The sequence below is a fragment of the Caulobacter sp. CCUG 60055 genome (assembly GCF_022750545.1).
Lineage (GTDB): Bacteria > Pseudomonadota > Alphaproteobacteria > Caulobacterales > Caulobacteraceae > PUIC01.
Genome location: NZ_PUIC01000007.1, coordinates 45637 through 62823, shown reverse-complemented (window position 1 = coordinate 62823; position 17187 = coordinate 45637). Strand labels below are relative to the sequence as shown.

The following is a 17187-nucleotide window of genomic DNA, read 5'->3' as shown; positions in this document are numbered from 1 at the left end:
CTCGTGCCGCACGTCCTCGTCCAGGCCGGCGGCGTCGAACAACATGCGCAGCATCGATGTGGTCATGACAGGTATCCTGCGAAGGCGGCCGGGTCGCGCTCTACGGCGTCCAACAGGGCCACGTGTTGGTCGGAAAGGTTGTCGTGCACTTCAGCCAGCTGGCCGATCTCGCCCCGCAGCCAGCGGATGGGGTCCTGCCCCTCCACCCAGCCGAGGTTGGGTCGATGGAGCTGGTAGCCCAGCAGGCGCTGGAGCCGTTCCGGCAGGTGGCGGGCCACCTCCGGCGGCGTCGAGAGCAGCAGCCGCTCCCCGCCCGTCAGCCAGGCCAGCTTGTAGCTCATCACCACCCCCCGGCGGATCGCCGCCGAGCGGTTGGCCCCGCCGGCGTGCAACACGCCGCCGAGCCACAGCACCACCGAGCCCTTGGGGGCCTCGGCGGTCAGCGCCTCGCCCGGCAGGGGCTCGCGATCGCGCGGCCAGCGGTGGCTGCCGGGGATCAGGCGGGTGGCGCCGTTCTCCTCGGTGAAGTCGTCCAGCATCCACATCGCATTGGCCATCACCTCGAAACTGCGGGCGAACGGCCAAAGTTCTTCGTCGCGGTGCAGGAACTGGGCCCCCTCGCCCGGCTCGATGCCGATGGCCTGGGTCAGGTTCAGTTCGATGGAGTCGCAGACCGGCGCCTCGGCTGGCCCCTTCAACACCGTCTCCATCACCTCCAGCACCAGGGGGTGCAAGGCCAGGCCCGCGCAGGCCGGCGCCTTGGCGAACAGGCCGCCGAACCGCCGGGTCTGGCGGCCGAAGAACGGGCCCGCGCCGTGCCGCGCCGCCTCGAACCAGGGCTCCAGCCCCTCGTCGACCGCGTGGCGGTCGCGGACGGCCAGGGCGTTTTCGATCACCAGCACGCCGTGTTCCTGAAGCAGGGCCGTCGCCTCGGCCGCCCCCGCCCCGACCGGCAGCCGGGGCAGGAAGCTGCCCAGCGCCGTCGATCCGTTGTCGACGCCCATCACGCCCTCCCCTGCACGATCATGGCTTCCAGAGGCGTCGGGCCGACCTCCGAGAGCCCGCCGACGGGGGCGTCGCCGAAGATGCGCTGCTCCAGCGCGATCGGGTCCCACGAACGGCCCTCGTCAAAGCAGGCCGGCGCCTCGAAGGCGGTGGTGTCCTGCATGCGGAACAGACGCCGCGCGGCCGACAGGTGGTCGCGCCGCACCGTCCAGCGCACCGCCACCGCCGATCCCTGGTCGAACGACCGCGGCAGGCCCAGCGGCTCGGGCGCCCAGCCCAGCTCGACGAGCTGGGGCAGGAACTTGGTCTCGCAGAAGGTCAGATAGGTCTCGACCCCGCGCGAGCGGGCGAACTCCAGCGCCCCGACGATCAGCGCGGCCCGCGCCTTGATCAGCGCGCGGGGGCGGCGGGTTGTGCCGGGACACCAGCGCGTCCATTCCCAGACGCCGCCGCCCGCCTCGACCGGGGCCATGTCGGCCCACTGCGGGAAGCGCTCGGTGATCATGCAGCGCTTCCAGGTCGGCAGCAGCCGCAGGCTGCCCTGCACCCGGCCGTCGTCGATCGCCGCCAGATAGACGGCGTGCTCGTCGTCGAAGTCGTCGCGCTCGACGCCTTCGGCCGACCATAGGTCGGTCCAGCCCAGCTCCTCGACGAAGATTTCGTGCCGCAGCCGATGCATCTGCTCGAGCTCGCGGCCGTAGACAGCGCGATTGGCGCTTGTAATGATGTGGACCTTCATTATCCGCCTCCACCGGACTAAAGCGTCCAACGGATAGCGGGGCCGGGGTCCGACCGCCCTACGGTAACCTTACCCTATTTACAGGGTGATGATCCCCCGAAGCGAGGCCTCGACCACGGCTTGGGCCCGCGTGCGCACGCCCAGCCGGTTGCACGCGTCGGCGAGGTAGTGCTCGACGGTTCGGGACGACAGGCCCATCAAATCGCCGATGTCGGTCGAACTCTTGCCGTGGCGGACCCACTTCAGGCATTCGAGCTGGCGCGGGGTGAGCTTGACCGGCGTCAGGGTGCGCAGCTCGTCGCGGCGGCGCAGGCGCGTGCCGATCGAGCCGTAGTACAGCGACATCAGATGGGCGGCGGCGCGGATGTCCGGATCGTGGGAATCGGCGTGCTCGCCGATCAGCAGCACCGCCGACAACGAACCGTCCAGTCCGTGGATCGGGGTCATGAACCCCTCGTGCAGCCCGTGCTCGGCGGCTTCGTTGTAGATTCTGAGTTCGTCGATGTCCAAGGGCCGCTTGGAGGTGACGTCGCTCCAGAACAGCGGATCGAGGCCGCTGATGATCTCGCGCAGCACCGCGTCGTGGGCGGAATAGTTGTTGGCGGCGTAGTGCGCCTCCCAGGCGTCGTGGGTCGCGCCGAAGATGACCTGATGGTTGGCGCGGCCGCCGGGATCGAGGACGTTGACGCCGACATAGGTGTCGAAGCCCAGCTCGGAGATCCGCTTGCCGAGCACATGGTTCAGCTCGACGAACGAGTCCGCGCGCTGCGCCTGCGCGATCGCGTCAAAGGCGCGGCGGGCCACGTCCGAATTGGTCAGCGGGTGCGTCAAGCAACCTCCCCCTCCGATATCAGGGGAACACCACACCTGCCCCGGCTGCAAGCGCGGGAAACGCGAGTATTGAAAAATATTCTACAAAACAAACGGATGTTTGTTGAGGTTCTGAGCACTTGGCCCCAGCTTCCATAAACACTAACACGGATGACACGACGCCGTCCTCATAACGGACGGCTCCAGTTTCGGGGAGAGAAGATTGCGTAAGATCATGTACGCCGCCGTCGCGGCGACCCTGCTCGCCGCGCCCTTCGGCGCCTTCGCCGCAGAGCCGCCCGGAGAGGCCAAGGCCGAGGCGGCGGCCAAGGGCAGGAAGGAAAGCCTCGCCGAGAAGATCGAGGCCGCCACCGCCCAGGCCCCGGTGGCCGAGACCGCCAAGACCACCGCCCATTCGATCACCGCCGGCGGCAAGACCATCCGCTATCAGGCCACCGCCGGCACGCTGACCATCCGCGCCGCCGACGGCAAGCCCTCGGCCAGCGTGTTCTATGTCGCCTATGTCGCCGACGCCCCCAAGGGCGGCAAGCGGCCGGTGACGTTCCTCTATAACGGCGGTCCCGGCTCGGCGAGCCTGTGGCTGCACATGGGCTCGGTCGGCCCCGTGCGGGTGCGCACCGGATCGCCCGCCAACACCGCCCCGGCGCCCTATGTGGTGGAGCCGAACGAGCACACCCTGCTCGACCGCTCCGACCTGGTGTTCATCGACGCGGTCGGCGCCGGCTATTCGCGTCCCCTCGGCGACGCCAAGGGCAAGGATTTCTACGGCGTCGACCAGGACGTCGACGCCTTCGCCAAGGCCATCGAACGCTGGGTCGAGATCAACCGCCGCTGGAACTCGCCCAAGTTCCTGCTGGGAGAGTCCTACGGCACCACCCGCTCGGGCGCGCTGGCCAACCGCCTGCAGAACGACGGCCTCGACCTCAGCGGCGTCGTGCTGTTGTCCTCGATCATGAACTACGGCGTGCGCCAGCCGGGCTTCGACCGCATCTATGTCACCTACCTGCCCAGCTTCGCGGCCACCGCCTGGTACCATAACCGCCTGGCCGACCGGCCGGCCGACCTGCCGACCTTCCTCCAGCAGGTGCGCGCCTGGGCGGAGGGCCCCTACGAGGCGGCGCTGGCCAAGGGCCACAACGTGCCCGACGCCGAAAAGGACGCCGTCGCCCGCCAGCTCGCCGCCTATACCGGCCTGCCCGTCGATTTCGTGAAATCGGCCAATCTGCGGGTCGACCTGTCGCGCTTCCGCAAGGAGCTGCTGCGCGACCAGCGCAAGACCCTGGGCCGGTTCGACTCGCGCTTCACCGGCGTCGACGCCGACGCGGCCGGCGAGGACCCGGAATTCGACCCGTCCTCGACGGCGATCACCTCGGCCTATCTGAGCAGCTTCCACGACTATGTCGTCGGCGAGCTGGGCTATCAGACCGACCTGGAATATCGCCGCAGCGCCGACGGCGCCAACGCCAGCTGGGACTGGACCCACAAGGGCCCGAACGGCGGGCGGATGCTGGCCCCCAACACCGCGGTCGACCTGGGCCGCGCGCTGCGCGAGAACCCGCATCTGAAGGTGCTGTCGATGAACGGCTGGTACGACATGGCCACGCCGTTCTTCGGCACCGAGTTCGACCTCTCCCACATGCAGCTCGAACCCGAGCAGCGCCAGAACGTCGCCTTCACCTACTATCCGTCCGGCCACATGGCCTATCTCAGCGTCGACGTGCTGAAGCAGATGCGCGCCGACCTGGAGCGGTTCTACGACCAGGCCGCCCCGCGATGAGAGCTCTCCGGGCCCGCCTTCGGGCGGGCCCGGACCGGCCGCCGGAAGCGACGGCTATATAATCCGAATACAGATCAATTCACTTGCGCCGCGAGATGGCGTAGGACCAGGGCGCGACGACGCGCCGCGCGCGGAAGGCGATGGGGATCGCCGCCGTTTTGCTCTAGGCTCGCGCCGCCGCGAAAGATGAGTTCCGGCGCCGACGCGGACAGCGCCCCACGCCGGGGCCGCCCCGGTCGTCGACGCCCCATTCGAGAGGCCGGCGGATCGTGAGAACCCGGATCGTCAAGACCGCAGAAGCGAACGCCGCGTCCACGCGGGCGCGCTGATGCCTGGGCCGCACCGGGACCTCAGGGTGTTTCGCGGGGAGCGCCGGCTGCAGATCGCCGCCCTGCCCTTCCGGCGGGAGGACGGCGAGGTGCGGGTGCTGCTGATCTCGTCGCGCGGCACCAAGCGATGGGTGGTGCCCAAGGGCTGGCCGATGCGCGGACGCCTGCCGCATCACGCCGCGGCCCTCGAGGCCCTGGAGGAGGCCGGGCTGGTCGGCCGCATCGCCGTCGCGCCGATCGGGTTCTACACCTATCCCAAGCGGCTGAAGACCGGGGCGATCCAGCCGTGCGAGGTCGACGTCTACCCGCTGGAAGTCGCCAAGGAACGCAAGGTCTGGCCCGAGAAAGGCCAAAGGACCCGCCGCTGGTTCAGCGTCGCCGACGCCGCGGCGGCGGTGGCCGAGCCGGAGCTCAGCCGCCTGATCGCCGCCCTGGCCGAGCCCAGCTCTCCCTGAAGGGTTGGCGCGCCTATTCGGCCGCCAGGGCCATCCTGGCCCCCGAGGTCAGGGCGGTCTTGGCCGCCAGGGCCGCCTTGGCGTCCTCGTACTCCTCGGACAGGCGGGCGATCATCTCGGCGGCGCTGGGGGCCGACTTGACCGCGCCGATGCCCTGGCCGCAGCCCCAGATGTCGCGCCAGGCCTTGGCGTCCTGATTGCCGCCCGAACCGAAGTTCATCTTCGACGGATCGCTGACCGGCAGGTTGTCCGGGTCGAGACCGGCGGCGGCGATCGACGGCTTCAGGTAGTTGCCGTGCACGCCGGTGAACAGGTTCGAATAGACGATGTCGTCGGCGACGCTGTCGACGATCATCTGCTTGTAGCCCTCGGGGGCGTTGGCCTCCTGGGTGGCGATGAAGGCCGAGCCGATATAGGCGACGTCCGCGCCCATGGCCTGGGCCGCCAGGATGGCGCGGCCGTTGGCGATGGAGCCGGACAGGGCCACCGGCCCGTCGAACCACTCGCGGACCTCCTGGGTCAGGGCGAAGGGCGACAGGGTTCCGGCATGGCCGCCGGCGCCGGCGGCGACCAGGATCAGGCCGTCGGCGCCCTTCTCGACCGCCTTGCGGGCGAACCGGTTGGTGATGACGTCGTGCAGGGTGATCCCGCCGTAGGAATGGATGGCGGCGTTGAGGTCCTCGCGCGCGCCCAGCGAGGTGATCACCACCGGGACCTTCCACTTGACGCACAGTTCGAGGTCCTGCTCGAGCCGGTTGTTGGTCTTGTGGACGATCTGGTTGACGGCGAACGGCGCGGACGGCGCCTCGGGGTGGGCCTTGTCCCAGGCGGCCAGCTCCTCGGTGATGCGGTGCAGCCACTCGTCCAGCAGCGACACCGGCCGGGCGTTCAGCGACGGGAACGAGCCGACGACGCCGGCCTTGCACTGGGCGATCACCAGATCGGGATTGGAGATGATGAACAGCGGCGAGCCGATCACGGGCAGGCGCAGGCGGTCGCGAAGGATCGGCGGCAAGGCCATGAAATCGTCTCCCGACAGGTCGCCCACCTGGGCGACACGATTCAAACACTTGTTGGATACAGCGTAAATCCAACATGGACAAGACGCCCTTGACGTCAGGGCGCGGTTGACGCGACGCGTGGCGGCGGCGCATGTCGCGGTCTATTCTATGAAGGACGGACCCGGAAGGGCGCGCATGGCCGACACCCTTATTCCCCTAGCCCAGGATTTCGACGCGCCTTCGCGCGCCGACTGGCTGGCCATCGTCGAAAAAACTCTGAAAGGCGCGTCTTTCGACAAAAAACTTGTCTCGCGCACCTATGACGGCGTCGAGATTCAGCCGCTCTACACCGCCGGCGACGCCGCGGCTTCGCCCGCCCGCGCCGCGCCCGGCGACCCCGAACGGCCCTGGGATCTGCGCACCGCGATCGCCCATCCCGATCCTGCCCGCGCCAATGTCGACGTCATGAAGGACCTCGAAGGCGGCGCCGCCTCGGTGGTGGTCCGCATCGACCCGACCGGCCGCGCCGGCGTGGCCGTCGGCGGCCAGGACGACCTGGCCCGGGTTCTGGACGGCGTGCTGCTCGACCTGGCCCCCGTGGCCCTCGACGCCGGCTTTCTCGGCCCTAGGGCCGCCGACTGGCTGGCCGCCCTGGCCAAGGCCGCGCCCCAGGCGCCGCTGGCCTTCCACATGGACCCGCTGAGCGCCTTCGCCGAGGCCGGCGCCAGCCCCGGCCCGGTCGAAAGCCATGTCGTCTCCGCCGCCACGACGGGCGCGCGCCTGGCGACGACCTATCCCAAGGCGACGCTGTTCCTGGCCTCCGGGCGCGTCACCCACGAAGCCGGCGGCGGCGAAGCGCTGGAGCTGGGCTTCATGGCCGCCGCCGCCCTGGCCTACGCCAAGGCCCTGGACCGGGCCGGCCTGCCCCTGGACGAGGCCTTCGGGCGCATCGTCCTCGGCGTGGCGGTCGACGGCGAATACTTCACCGACGTCGCCAAGCTGCGGGCCGCCCGGCTGATCTGGGCCAAGATCGTCGCCGCCTGCGGAGCGCCGCCGACCGCCGCCCGCATCGAGGCGCGCTCGTCGCGGCGGATGCTGACCCGGCGCGACGCCTGGGTGAACCTGCTGCGTCTGACCTCGGCCGGCTTCGGCGCGGCCGCCGGCGGCGCCGACGCCGTGGTCCTCGCCCCCTTCACCGACGCCATCGGCCTGCCCAGCGCCCTCGCCCGCCGCCAGGCGCGCAACACCCAGCTGGTGCTGATGGAGGAAAGCCAGCTCGGCCGCGTCGCCGATCCGGCCGGCGGCTCCTGGTATCTCGAACACCTGACCGACGCCCTGGCCCGCGCCGGCTGGGCGGCGTTCCGGGCGATCGAACAGGCCGGCGGCGCCGTCGCCGCCCTGGCCGGCGGCCATGTCGCCGCCGAGGCCGCCAAGGCCCGCGTCGCCCGCGAGACCGCCATCGCCAAGCGCAAGGACGGGATCGTCGGCGTCTCCGAGTTCCCCAATCTCGGCGAGGCCCCGGTCGAGGTCGAGACCGTCAACCCCGCCGCCTTCGCCAAGACGGTCGACGCCCGCCTGCCCGGCCCCGACGCCCGTTGCCCGCCGCTGACGCCCACCCGGCTGGCCGAACCCTTCGAACGCCTGCGCGACCGGGCCGAGGCCATGTCGCCCGCGCCCGCGATCTATCTGGCCACGCTCGGCGGCCCTTCCGACTACACCGGCCGCGTCGGCTTCGCCCAGAACCTGTTCGCCGCCGGCGGCGTCCGGCCCGAGGCCGGGCCCGCCGCCGACTACCGGCCCTCGCACGCGCCCCTGGCGGTGATCTGCTCGTCCGACGAACGCTACGCCGCCGAAGGCGTGGCGGCGGCGGCGGCGCTGAAGGCCTCGGGCGTGCGCCGCCTCTATCTGGCCGGCCGCCCCGGCGAGCTGGAGGCCGAACTGCGGCGCGCCGGGGTCGATGAGTTCGTCTTCGCGGGCGCCGACGTGCTCGACATCCTCGCCCGCGCCCTCGAAGGGGAGATCGCGCCATGACCGCGCGTCCGGGATTCTCGGCGGCCGACTGGCGGTCGGCCAAGACCTTCAGCGGCCATGTCGCCGCGCCCAGCGACGTCGAGCAGGCCGACGCCGTCTTCGCCCTGGGCGACACCTTCAACGGCCGCGTGCTGGAGATGGCCAAACCCCAGCCGGTGATCTGGTACGGCGAGGACGAGGAGTTCGCCGCCCTGGTGGTGCAGGCCGAGGTGCACGAGACCGAGGAGGGCGAGACCCTGGAGGTGCTGGGCCTGCTGCTGCCCAACGGCGACACCGCCGTGGCCTTCCTGGAGGACGTCGAACAGGTCGACGACGCCGACCCGGTGTGGCTGTCGCTGCTGGAAGCCGATCAGGACGACGAGGACGGAGCCGAGTGGGCCGACTGGAATGACGAAGATGACGAAGTTTCCTGATTTCGCCGCGCTCGACTTCGACGCCGCCGCCGCTTCGCCGTCCGCCGCCGCCGGGGAGCTTCCGGCCTGGGACACGCCCGAGGGCCTGGCCCTGAAGCCGATCTACGGCCCCGAGGACGTCGCGGGCCTTGACTTTCTGGACGGCTATCCGGGCCTGGCGCCGTTCGGCCGCGGCCCCTATCCGACCATGTACGTCACCAACCCGTGGACCGTGCGCCAGTACGCCGGCTTCTCCACGGCCGAGGACTCCAACGCCTTCTATCGCCGCAACCTCGCCGCCGGCCAGAAGGGCCTGTCGGTGGCCTTCGACCTGGCCACCCACCGCGGCTACGACAGCGACCACGACCGGGTGAAGGGCGACGTCGGCATGGCCGGGGTCGCCATCGACTCGATCCTCGACATGCGCACCCTGTTCAGCGGCATCCCGCTCGACCAGATGAGCGTGTCGATGACCATGAACGGGGCGGTGCTGCCGATCCTGGCCCTGTTCATCGTCGCGGCGGAAGAACAGGGCGTGCCCGCCTCCAAGCTTTCAGGAACGATCCAGAACGACATCCTGAAAGAATTCATGGTGCGGAACACCTATATCTATCCGCCCGCGCCCTCGATGCGGATCATCTCGGACATCTTCTCCTTCACCTCGAAGGAGATGCCCAAGTTCAACTCGATCTCGATTTCCGGCTACCACATGCAGGAGGCCGGGGCGACGGCCGACCTGGAACTGGCCTACACCCTCGCCGACGGCGTCGAGTACGTCCGCGCCGGCGTCGCCGCCGGCATGACGGTCGACCAGTTCGCGCCGCGCCTGTCGTTCTTCTGGGCGATCGGCATGAACTATTTCATGGAGGTGGCCAAGATGCGGGCCGCCCGCCTGCTGTGGGCCAAGCTGATGAAGCGCGAGTTCGCGCCGGGCGATCCGCGCTCGCTGTCCCTGCGCACGCATAGCCAGACCTCGGGCTGGAGCCTGGCCGCCCAGGACGTGTTCAACAACGTCGCCCGCACCTGCGTCGAGGCCATGGCCGCCGCCAACGGCCAGACCCAGAGCCTGCACACCAACAGCCTCGACGAGGCGCTGGCCCTGCCGACCGACTTCTCGGCGCGGATCGCCCGCAACACCCAGCTGTTCCTGCAGACCGAAAGCGGCCTGACCCGCGTCGCCGACCCCTGGGGCGGCAGCTGGTACGTCGAGCGCCTGACCCACGACCTCGCCGCCAAGGCCCTGGCCCATATCGACGAAGTCGAGGCGCTGGGCGGCATGGCCAAGGCCATCGACCAGGGCCTGCCCAAGCTGCGCATCGAGGAAGCCGCCGCCAAGACCCAGGCCCGCATCGACGCCGGCCGCCAGAGCGTGGTCGGGGTCAACCGCTACAAGCCCGAGGTCGCCGACGACATCCCGGTGCTCAAGGTCGACAATTCCGCCGTGCGCGGACAGCAGCTCGAAAAGCTGAAGCGTCTGAGGGCCGAGCGTGACGAGGCCCGGACCCAGGCCGCGCTCAAGGCGCTTGAGGACGGCGCGCGCGGGACCGGCAACCTCCTGGCCCTGGCCGTCGACGCCGCCCGCGCCAAGGCGACGGTGGGCGAGATCAGCTACGCCCTGGAAAAGGTCTTCGGCCGCCACAAGGCCGAGATCAAGGCGATCCAGGGGGTCTATGTGCGCGAGGCCGGCGACCATCCCGCCACCCAGAAGGCCAAGGCGATGGTCGAAGCGTTCGAACAGGCCGACGGCCGGCGGCCGCGAATCCTGGTCGCCAAGATGGGCCAGGACGGCCACGACCGCGGCCAGAAGGTGATCGCCACCGCCTTCGCCGACCTCGGCTTCGACGTCGACATCGGCCCGCTGTTCCAGACCCCGGCCGAGGCCGCCAGGCAGGCGGTGGAGAACGACGTCCACGTGGTCGGCGCCAGCTCGCTGGCCGCCGGCCACCTGACCCTGGTGCCGGAACTGAAGGCGGAGCTGGCCAAGCTCGGCCGGCCCGACATCATGATCGTGGTCGGCGGCGTCATCCCGCCGCAAGACTTCCAGGCCCTGCTCGACGCGGGCGCGGCGGCGATCTTCCCGCCAGGCACGGTGATCGCCGAGGCGGCCATCGACCTCCTGGACAAGCTCAACCGCGAGCTGGGCTACGATCAGGTGCGGGCGGCCGAATAGCGGCCGCCTAGTCCTCGGCCGCCTCGCCGGCCAGCAGCCGCCGGCCGACGATCTCGGCCTCGATCTGCGAGGCGGCGGCGATCTGCGGGGCGCCGAACGCCTTGCGCAACTGCGGAAACTGGATCTCCAGGGCGGCGCGGCGCTCGGCGTCGGGCTCGACCACGATCAGGCCGAGGCAGGTGCGGGCCAGGGCGTCCTTGTTGCGCTTCAGCCATTGGCCGCGCAGCTTGCGGTCTTCGTGCTCCTCCTCGCGCCGGCCCTCGGGGAAGATCATCACATAGGCGCGGTCGCCGCCGACCAGGGCGTCCATTTCGGCGCACCAGGCCGGCCCATAGCCCGGCTGCATCGCCTCCAGGCGGAACCGGATCAGCGGGAAATCGGAGGTGTCGTGAATGCGGAAGGAAGGGTTCGTCATGGCCTCGGCCTCGGTCAGCGCGGCGTGGGCCGCCTCGATAGATAATGATAATTAGTTGCATATAGAGTCGGCAACGCCTGCGGACGAAAAAGTGGTTTCTCGTCGCGCCGACGGACGCAGCACGTTATGCCGGACCAGGGACGCGCCGGCCCGAACCGTCCGCCGCCCCAAGAAACGTCCACGCCGGGGGAGCCGTTGAAGTCATCCATCCTTTCCGTTCTGGCCCTGGGCCTGACCAGCGGCGTCGCCTTCGCGCAGGACGCCTCCACGCCCCAGCCGCTGCCGATGCCCGCGCCGATCGCCGCGCCGAAGGACACGCCCTATCCCGGCGTGATCAGGCTGGAGGTCGACGCCGCCGACACCGACCGCCGCATCTTCCGCGTGCGCGAGACCGTGCCCGTGGCCCAGGCCGGAAAGCTCACCCTGCTCTATCCGATGTGGCTGCCCGGCAGCCACGCCTCGCGCGGGGCCCTCGACAAGCTGGCCGGGCTTGAGATCAACGCCGGCGGCAAGCGCCTGGAATGGACGCGCGACCCCATCGAGCCGGCCGCCTTCCACGTCGAGGTTCCGCAAGGCGTCGCCGCCCTGGACGTCGAGTTCCAGTTCGTCTCGCCGACCGACGGCCCCCAGGGCCGCATCGTCGTCACCCCCGAGATGCTGAACCTGCAGTGGAACGCCGTGGCGCTGTACCCCGCCGGCTATTTCACCCGCCAGATCCAGGTCGAGCCCAGCGTGCGCCTGCCCCAGGGCTGGGGCTTCGGCACGGCGCTGGAGGCCGCCGGCCCGGCCAAGGACGGCGTGGTGAGGTTCAAGGCCACGCCGTTCGACACCCTGGTCGATTCGCCGATGTTCGCCGGCCGCTATTACAAGCAGATCGACCTCGATCCGGGCGGCCGTTCGCCGGTGCGGCTGAACATCGTCGCCGACAGCCCCGAACTGCTGGAGGCCAGGCCCGACCAGATCGAGGCCCACCGCCGACTGATCCAGCAGGCCGACAAGCTGTACGGCGCGCGGCACTACGACCACTACGACTTCCTGCTGGCCCTGACCGACCGCATGGGCGGCATCGGCCTGGAGCATCACCGCTCCAGCGAGAACGGCACGGCCCCGACCTACTTCACCGAATGGAGCAAGCTGGCGGCCGCGCGCGACCTGCTGCCGCACGAATACACCCACTCCTGGAACGGCAAGTTCCGCCGCCCGGCCGACCTGTGGACCGCCAACTTCAACACGCCGATGCGGGGCAGTCTGCTGTGGGTCTATGAGGGCCAGACCCAGTATTGGGGTTATGTGCTGGCGGCTCGTTCCGGCCTGCTGAGCAAGCAGGAGGCGCTCGACGCCATCGCCTCCACCGCCGCGACCTACGACAACCGCGTCGGCCGCGAATGGCGCGCGATGCAGGACACCGTCAACGACCCGATCATCGCCGCCCGCCGGCCCATTCCCTGGACCAGCTGGCAGCGCAGCGAGGACTACTACTCCGAAGGCCAGTTGATCTGGCTGGACGTCGACACCCTGCTGCGCGAACGCTCGAAGGGCAGGAAATCGCTGGACGACTTCGCCCGCGCCTTCTTCGGCGTCGACGACGGCCGCTACGAGCCGCTGACCTACGCCTTCGAGGACGTGGTCAGGACCCTGAACCAGATCGAGCCCTACGACTGGGCGACGTTCCTGCGCCAGCGCCTCGACGGCCACGGCCCGGGCGCACCGCTGGACGGGCTGGACCGCGGCGGCTACCGGCTGGTCTATTCCGACGCGCCGACCGAATACTTCCGCAGCGCCGAGGCCCGACGCCGGGCGACCGACCTGACCTATTCCCTGGGCCTCGTCCTCGACAAGACCGGCGCGCTCAGCGCCGTGCAGTGGGATGGCCCGGCCTTCAAGGCCGGCCTGACCATCGGCGCCCAGATCGTGGCGGTCAACGGCCTGGCCTACGCGGGCGACCGGCTGAAGGAGGCGGTGCGCGCCGCCAAGGGATCGACGACGCCGATCGAGCTGATCGTCAAGAAGGGCGACGCCTATCGCGTGGTGAAGATCGACTACCACGGCGGACTTCGCTATCCGCGCCTGGAGCGGGTCGCCGGCAAGGCGGCGCTGCTCGACGACATCCTGACGCCCAGGAAGTGACCGCGAGCGGCGGGCGGCCAGACCGCCCGCCGCTCGCCTCAGCGCCGCGTCGGCGCATCGCGGTCGGCGGCGTCGACGCCGGCCGACGGACGAGCAAACAGCAGGTCCGACCAGCGCCAGACGCCGCCGCCGACGACGATGCGCGGCGCGCCGGGGTGGTCGTTCATCGACAGCAGGACCAGCCCGTGGACGGGCTGGGCGCGGCAGGCCTTCGGCGCAAACGCCACTTCCCACATGATCGCCTCGCGGACGGCGGCTAGCCCGCTGCCCTCCTGTTCGGCGTGCTTCACCCAGTCGCCGTTCCAGACCCTGATGGCCTTGCCGCCCTGGACATTGGCCACGGCGGCCTGGGCCATGGCGCTCTTGCGCAGGGCGCTCTGCAGGCGCGCGGGCATGTTGCAGTCCCCGCCGCCGCCTCCGCCGCCGCCGGAACCAGAGCCCGAACCGGAGCCCGTCGCCGCGCCGGCCAGCTCCGCCTCGCTGACCTCGTCCCCGGCTCCGATCGTCGGCCTGTCGCTGGCCGCCAGCGGCGTGATCCGCGGACTGCCCTGGACGGGGCGGAACGTCGTGCGCGGCGGCGGCTTCGCCGGCGCGGCCTTCGGCGGCGTCGAGGTTTTGACCGGGACCTTGGCCGGGGCCTTCGCCGCGGTCTTGGCCGGCGCCTTGACGGGGGCCGGCGGCGCGGGGATCGGCGCCGGCGGAGCGGGCGGCCTCGGCGGCGCGACCAACTGCACCACGATCGGCTCGGGGACGAAGGCGGTGGGCCGCTCCGTCCAGGGCGAGAGCAGCGCCAGCAACACCAACGCGTGGCCGACCCCGCTCAGGGCGACCGTGACCGCCCTGCGCCGGCCGCCCGAACGGCGGCGAGCCGAAGCCGCCGGCCCCGCAGGGCCGGGCGACGCCGGGACAGAAGGCGCGCCGCGACTGTGGACCTGATCGCCCACGCGCGGCCGCCGGTTAAGCCATGACGATCAGCACCACCCGGCGGTTGGCCTGACGGCCCGCCCGGTTCTTGTTGGGCGCCACCGGCGCGTCGGCGCCGTAGGAGATCGTGGCGATACGGTTCAGGGCCACCCCATGCTGGTTGAGGTAGCGACGCACCGCTTCGGCGCGTTCCTCGCCCAGACGGTAGTTGCCTTCCTTCGAGCCCGTGGCGTCGGTATGCCCCTGCACCTCGACATAGACGTTGCGGTTGTCGCCCTTCAGCTTTTCGATGAAGGCGTCGAGCCTGGCCTGCGCCTCGGGCGACAGCGAGGCCTGGGCCACGGGGAACTTCATGCTGTCGTCGGACAGCACCATCGAATAGACGAACTTGCCTTCCGCCAGCTTGCCGGCGGCCTCGGCGCGCTGCAGCGCGTCGCGGGTCGTCTGGTCCAGTTCCGCCAACTTGGCGTCATGACCGGTCACGCGGGTGGACACCGCCCCGACCTGGTCGTTCACATAGTCTTTCGTGGCGCAGCCGCCCAGGCCCGCCAGTCCCAACGCAACCGCCCCCGCGATCATCACCTTCGACGCATGCCGGATCATGCAAGTCTCTCCGTCCTGTTGCTCCCCCCCGGGTTGGTCTTTCGACGCTGAAATCCATCGGGTCCGAAAGAGGCGGTTTGTGGGCGCCCCAAGGGCCCCCGCGAGGCGCGCGCCCTTGTCTGCAAAACGCTCACGCCTTGCCAAGGTTGCGATTGAGGCCGCCCGCACGCCGGCCTCAGCCCAGGGTGGAGCATATGGACGCACCTGCCCATCGCGGGTGATCCGGCCGCGCCGGCCCGGTCGGAGCGAGGCTCAGGCGTGCGCCCACCGCGCCCGGGCCCGCCGGACCCATCCGAAGCCGGACCGCCGGCGGGGCTCGTCGGGCAAGGGGCCGTAGCGGCGCTCGATGTCGTTGCGCAGGGCGCCGGCGGCCAGCAGGTGCCCGGGGAACAGGATGTCGACCGCGTCGCCGACCACCGGGACCTCCGACGTCGCGGCGTCGACGGCGACGAAGGCGGCCATCTTGACCAGGGTGAAGGGGGCGGCCCCGGCGCGGATCGCCAGCCAGACCAGATAGGCCCCCGCGCCGACCGTATAGACCAGGCCCGCGACCGGGATCAGCGTCAGGGCGGCGTCGAGGCCGAAATTGAACGGGCCGAAGCCGAACACGCGGTCGCTCAGCCGGGCGATGCGGTCGGCGTCGCGCCAGATGGCGCGGATGTCGTCGGGGACGGAGCGCACGGTTCCGGCCTCCATGCTGTTCAAGTCCCTGTCGACATGGTGGGCCGCCCCGGTCCAGAAAAGACCCCCCGCCAACGCATGGGCGACGACGCTTTCCGTGACGCTTGATCTCGAAACCCTGACGGCGCGGCTGATCGCCGGCGACCGCGCCGCCCTGGCCCGGGCCATCACCCTGGTCGAAAGCCGCCGGGCCGACCACCAGGCGGCGGCTCGGACCCTGCTGGAGCGCCTGATCCCGCGCACCGGGGCGGCCCAGCGGATCGGGATCACCGGCGTGCCCGGCGCGGGCAAGTCGACCACCATCGAAGCCCTCGGCTGCAACCTCACCGCCGCCGGCCGCAAGGTGGCGGTGCTGGCGGTCGACCCGTCGTCGGGGCGCACCGGCGGCTCGATCCTGGGCGACAAGACCCGCATGGAGCGGCTGGCCGTCGACCCCGACGCCTATATCCGCCCCTCGCCCTCCGGCGGCACGCTGGGCGGGGTGGCGCGCAAGACGCGCGAGGCCATGCTGCTGTGCGAGGCGGCCGGCTTCGACGTGATCATCGTCGAGACGGTGGGGGTCGGCCAGTCCGAGACCGTGGTGGCGGACATGGTCGATTTCTTCCTGGCCCTGCTCATCCCCGGCGGCGGCGACGAACTGCAGGGCGTCAAGAAGGGCCTGATCGAACTGGCCGACATGATCGTCATCAATAAGGCCGACCAGGACGCGGCCCTGGCCGAGCGTTCGGCGCGCGACTATCGCGCCGCCCTGCACATCCTGACGCCGGCCTCGCCCGACTGGACCCCGCCGGTGATCACCGCCTCGGGCCTGAGGAACGACGGGCTGGACCGGCTGTGGAGCCAGGTCGAGCGCCACCGCGAGGTGATGACCGCCAACGGCGGCCGCGCCGCGCGGCGCTCCGACCAGAACGCCCGCTGGATGTGGTCGATGGTGCGCGACCGCCTGGACCAGGCGTTCCGCGCCGAACCCGGCGTCGCCGTCCTGGCCCCGAACCTGGAGGGCGCGGTGCGCCAGGGCAGGCTGCCGGCCTCGGTCGCCGCCGACCGCATGCTGGCGGCGTTCTTCGGCCAGGCCTGAGGCGGCCTCAGGCCGAAGGGGCGTCCCCGGCCAGCTGCTTGGCCTGGGCGACCCAGGCGTCGCGCGCGGCCCGGCCCTTGAGGTCGAGGGCCAGGTCGATCTCGGCCAGCTCCTCATCGGTCCAGGCGGCGATCTGGGCGAAGCTGTTCACGCCGTGCTCGACCAGGGCCTGGGCCAGCTTCGGGCCGACGCCGACCAGCCGGGTGAGGTCGTCGCCGTCCGCGGCCGGGGCGGCCGGGTGAGCGGCGGCCGGTTTGTCTTCGGCGGCGGAAACGACGGGTTTGGCGGGGACGGTTTCGACCGCGACGGGCTCTTCCGCCGGCGCCGCCAGGACGGGCGCGGGCTCGGCCGCCGCCTCCGGGGCCGGGACCGCCAGGGCTTCGAGATGGGTGAACCGCGCCCAGCGGCTCAGCCACCAGTAGGCCACGCCCGCGCCGGCGACGGCGCCATAGGCCAGCCACAGCGGCGAGGCCGCGCCGAGGGGCGCGCTGAAGACCTTTCCGATGTGTGCGGCTTCGGGCAACTCCTGAGTCGAACTCATGACATCGCTCCTTGCAATCAGGGCTGCATCGCCCGGAATTGTGCAGCGCAACATAACACCGTTTCGCGAGCGCGAACGTGAAACTTGC

The 17187-nt window shown here is 70.7% G+C and carries 17 protein-coding genes; 8 read left to right on the top strand and 9 right to left on the bottom strand.

What is annotated here, in order from left to right:
* Positions 1 to 62: 62 nt before the first annotated feature.
* From C5708_RS11755 to C5708_RS11745, 3 genes are all read right to left on the bottom strand, one after another.
* Positions 63 to 1004 (bottom strand): phytanoyl-CoA dioxygenase family protein, encoded by a 942-nt coding sequence (locus C5708_RS11755; RefSeq protein WP_242921296.1) that lies wholly within the window; start codon positions 1002 to 1004, stop codon positions 63 to 65.
* The gene (locus tag C5708_RS11750; RefSeq protein WP_242921288.1) at positions 1004 to 1744 is read right to left on the bottom strand and encodes an acyl-homoserine-lactone synthase; all 741 of its coding nucleotides are present in this window, start codon (positions 1742 to 1744) and stop codon (positions 1004 to 1006) included. Before C5708_RS11750 ends, C5708_RS11755 begins: the two co-directional genes overlap by 1 nt.
* A gap of 78 nt (positions 1745 to 1822) precedes the next feature.
* Entirely contained in the window at positions 1823 to 2575 is a 753-nt protein-coding gene (locus tag C5708_RS11745; RefSeq protein ID WP_242921280.1) for a LuxR family transcriptional regulator, read from the bottom strand.
* A gap of 202 nt (positions 2576 to 2777) precedes the next feature.
* On the opposite strand from C5708_RS11745, the gene C5708_RS11740 reads away from it, so the two are divergent.
* Together C5708_RS11740 and C5708_RS11735 are read left to right on the top strand one after the other, a co-directional pair.
* The gene (locus tag C5708_RS11740) at positions 2778 to 4352 is read left to right on the top strand and encodes a peptidase S10 (protein WP_242921273.1); all 1575 of its coding nucleotides are present in this window, start codon (positions 2778 to 2780) and stop codon (positions 4350 to 4352) included.
* Positions 4353 to 4707: 355 nt separating this feature from the next.
* Positions 4708 to 5136, top strand: coding sequence for an NUDIX hydrolase (locus tag C5708_RS11735; RefSeq protein WP_242921271.1), 429 nt, complete (start codon positions 4708 to 4710; stop codon positions 5134 to 5136).
* Positions 5137 to 5149: 13 nt separating this feature from the next.
* Here the strand turns inward: C5708_RS11735 and C5708_RS11730 are convergent, their stop codons facing one another.
* Positions 5150 to 6157, bottom strand: coding sequence for a nitronate monooxygenase family protein (locus C5708_RS11730; RefSeq protein WP_242921413.1), 1008 nt, complete (start codon positions 6155 to 6157; stop codon positions 5150 to 5152).
* A gap of 175 nt (positions 6158 to 6332) precedes the next feature.
* Here C5708_RS11730 and C5708_RS11725 point away from each other — a divergent pair, with 175 nt between their 5' ends.
* The 3 genes from C5708_RS11725 to scpA are packed head-to-tail and all read left to right on the top strand — an operon-like array spanning position 6333 to position 10730.
* Positions 6333 to 8168: a methylmalonyl-CoA mutase family protein gene (locus C5708_RS11725; protein WP_242921269.1), complete on the top strand. Its 1836-nt coding sequence runs from the start codon at positions 6333 to 6335 to the stop codon at positions 8166 to 8168.
* Entirely contained in the window at positions 8165 to 8581 is a 417-nt protein-coding gene (locus C5708_RS11720; protein ID WP_242921267.1) for a hypothetical protein, read from the top strand. The genes C5708_RS11725 and C5708_RS11720 overlap by 4 nt, the downstream gene beginning before the upstream one ends.
* A complete protein-coding gene (scpA, locus tag C5708_RS11715; RefSeq protein ID WP_242921265.1) occupies positions 8565 to 10730 on the top strand; it encodes a methylmalonyl-CoA mutase in 2166 nt (721 codons plus the stop codon). The genes C5708_RS11720 and scpA overlap by 17 nt, the downstream gene beginning before the upstream one ends.
* Positions 10731 to 10737: 7 nt before the next feature.
* On the opposite strand, the gene C5708_RS11710 is transcribed toward scpA, so the two are convergent.
* Positions 10738 to 11145 carry a GntR family transcriptional regulator gene (locus C5708_RS11710; RefSeq protein ID WP_242921258.1) on the bottom strand — a complete coding sequence of 136 codons (408 nt, stop codon included), beginning with the start codon at positions 11143 to 11145 and terminating at the stop codon, positions 10738 to 10740.
* 195 nt (positions 11146 to 11340) lie between these two features.
* Between C5708_RS11710 and C5708_RS11705 the strand changes: the two genes are divergently transcribed.
* On the top strand, positions 11341 to 13272 hold the full coding sequence (locus tag C5708_RS11705; RefSeq protein WP_242921256.1) for a peptidase M61: 1932 nt from the start codon (positions 11341 to 11343) through the stop codon (positions 13270 to 13272).
* A 38-nt stretch (positions 13273 to 13310) separates the two neighbouring features.
* On the opposite strand, the gene C5708_RS11700 is transcribed toward C5708_RS11705, so the two are convergent.
* Positions 13311 to 13667 (bottom strand): hypothetical protein, encoded by a 357-nt coding sequence (locus C5708_RS11700; protein ID WP_242921254.1) that lies wholly within the window; start codon positions 13665 to 13667, stop codon positions 13311 to 13313.
* Between C5708_RS11700 and C5708_RS11695 the strand changes: the two genes are divergently transcribed.
* On the top strand, positions 13666 to 14208 hold the full coding sequence (locus C5708_RS11695) for a hypothetical protein (protein ID WP_242921252.1): 543 nt from the start codon (positions 13666 to 13668) through the stop codon (positions 14206 to 14208). The genes C5708_RS11700 and C5708_RS11695 overlap by 2 nt on opposite strands.
* A 21-nt stretch (positions 14209 to 14229) precedes the next feature.
* On the opposite strand, the gene C5708_RS11690 is transcribed toward C5708_RS11695, so the two are convergent.
* Together C5708_RS11690 and C5708_RS11685 are read right to left on the bottom strand one after the other, a co-directional pair.
* A complete protein-coding gene (locus tag C5708_RS11690; protein ID WP_242921250.1) occupies positions 14230 to 14799 on the bottom strand; it encodes an OmpA family protein in 570 nt (189 codons plus the stop codon).
* Positions 14800 to 15051: 252 nt separating this feature from the next.
* The gene (locus tag C5708_RS11685) at positions 15052 to 15480 is read right to left on the bottom strand and encodes a DUF4112 domain-containing protein (protein ID WP_242921249.1); all 429 of its coding nucleotides are present in this window, start codon (positions 15478 to 15480) and stop codon (positions 15052 to 15054) included.
* Between the two features lie 97 nt (positions 15481 to 15577).
* Here C5708_RS11685 and meaB point away from each other — a divergent pair, with 97 nt between their 5' ends.
* Positions 15578 to 16558, top strand: coding sequence for a methylmalonyl Co-A mutase-associated GTPase MeaB (meaB, locus tag C5708_RS11680; RefSeq protein ID WP_242921247.1), 981 nt, complete (start codon positions 15578 to 15580; stop codon positions 16556 to 16558).
* A 7-nt stretch (positions 16559 to 16565) separates the two neighbouring features.
* Here the strand turns inward: meaB and C5708_RS11675 are convergent, their stop codons facing one another.
* A complete protein-coding gene (locus tag C5708_RS11675; RefSeq protein ID WP_242921245.1) occupies positions 16566 to 17099 on the bottom strand; it encodes a helix-hairpin-helix domain-containing protein in 534 nt (177 codons plus the stop codon).
* Positions 17100 to 17187: the final 88 nt, after the last annotated feature.

Bases quoted from the DNA above. Each gene is read 5' to 3' on its own strand.
- C5708_RS11755 (WP_242921296.1), bottom strand. From the start codon at position 1,004: ATGGGCGTCGACAACGGATCGACGGCGCTGGGCAGCTTCCTGCCCCGG.
- C5708_RS11750 (WP_242921288.1), bottom strand. From the start codon at position 1,744: ATGAAGGTCCACATCATTACAAGCGCCAATCGCGCTGTCTACGGCCGC.
- C5708_RS11730 (WP_242921413.1), bottom strand. From the start codon at position 6,157: ATGGCCTTGCCGCCGATCCTTCGCGACCGCCTGCGCCTGCCCGTGATC.
- C5708_RS11725 (WP_242921269.1), top strand. From the start codon at position 6,333: ATGGCCGACACCCTTATTCCCCTAGCCCAGGATTTCGACGCGCCTTCG.
- C5708_RS11720 (WP_242921267.1), top strand. From the start codon at position 8,165: ATGACCGCGCGTCCGGGATTCTCGGCGGCCGACTGGCGGTCGGCCAAG.
- scpA (WP_242921265.1), top strand. From the start codon at position 8,565: ATGACGAAGTTTCCTGATTTCGCCGCGCTCGACTTCGACGCCGCCGCC.
- C5708_RS11710 (WP_242921258.1), bottom strand. From the start codon at position 11,145: ATGACGAACCCTTCCTTCCGCATTCACGACACCTCCGATTTCCCGCTG.
- C5708_RS11695 (WP_242921252.1), top strand. From the start codon at position 13,666: ATGTTGCAGTCCCCGCCGCCGCCTCCGCCGCCGCCGGAACCAGAGCCC.
- C5708_RS11700 (WP_242921254.1), bottom strand. From the start codon at position 13,667: ATGCCCGCGCGCCTGCAGAGCGCCCTGCGCAAGAGCGCCATGGCCCAG.
- C5708_RS11690 (WP_242921250.1), bottom strand. From the start codon at position 14,799: ATGATCCGGCATGCGTCGAAGGTGATGATCGCGGGGGCGGTTGCGTTG.
- C5708_RS11675 (WP_242921245.1), bottom strand. From the start codon at position 17,099: ATGAGTTCGACTCAGGAGTTGCCCGAAGCCGCACACATCGGAAAGGTC.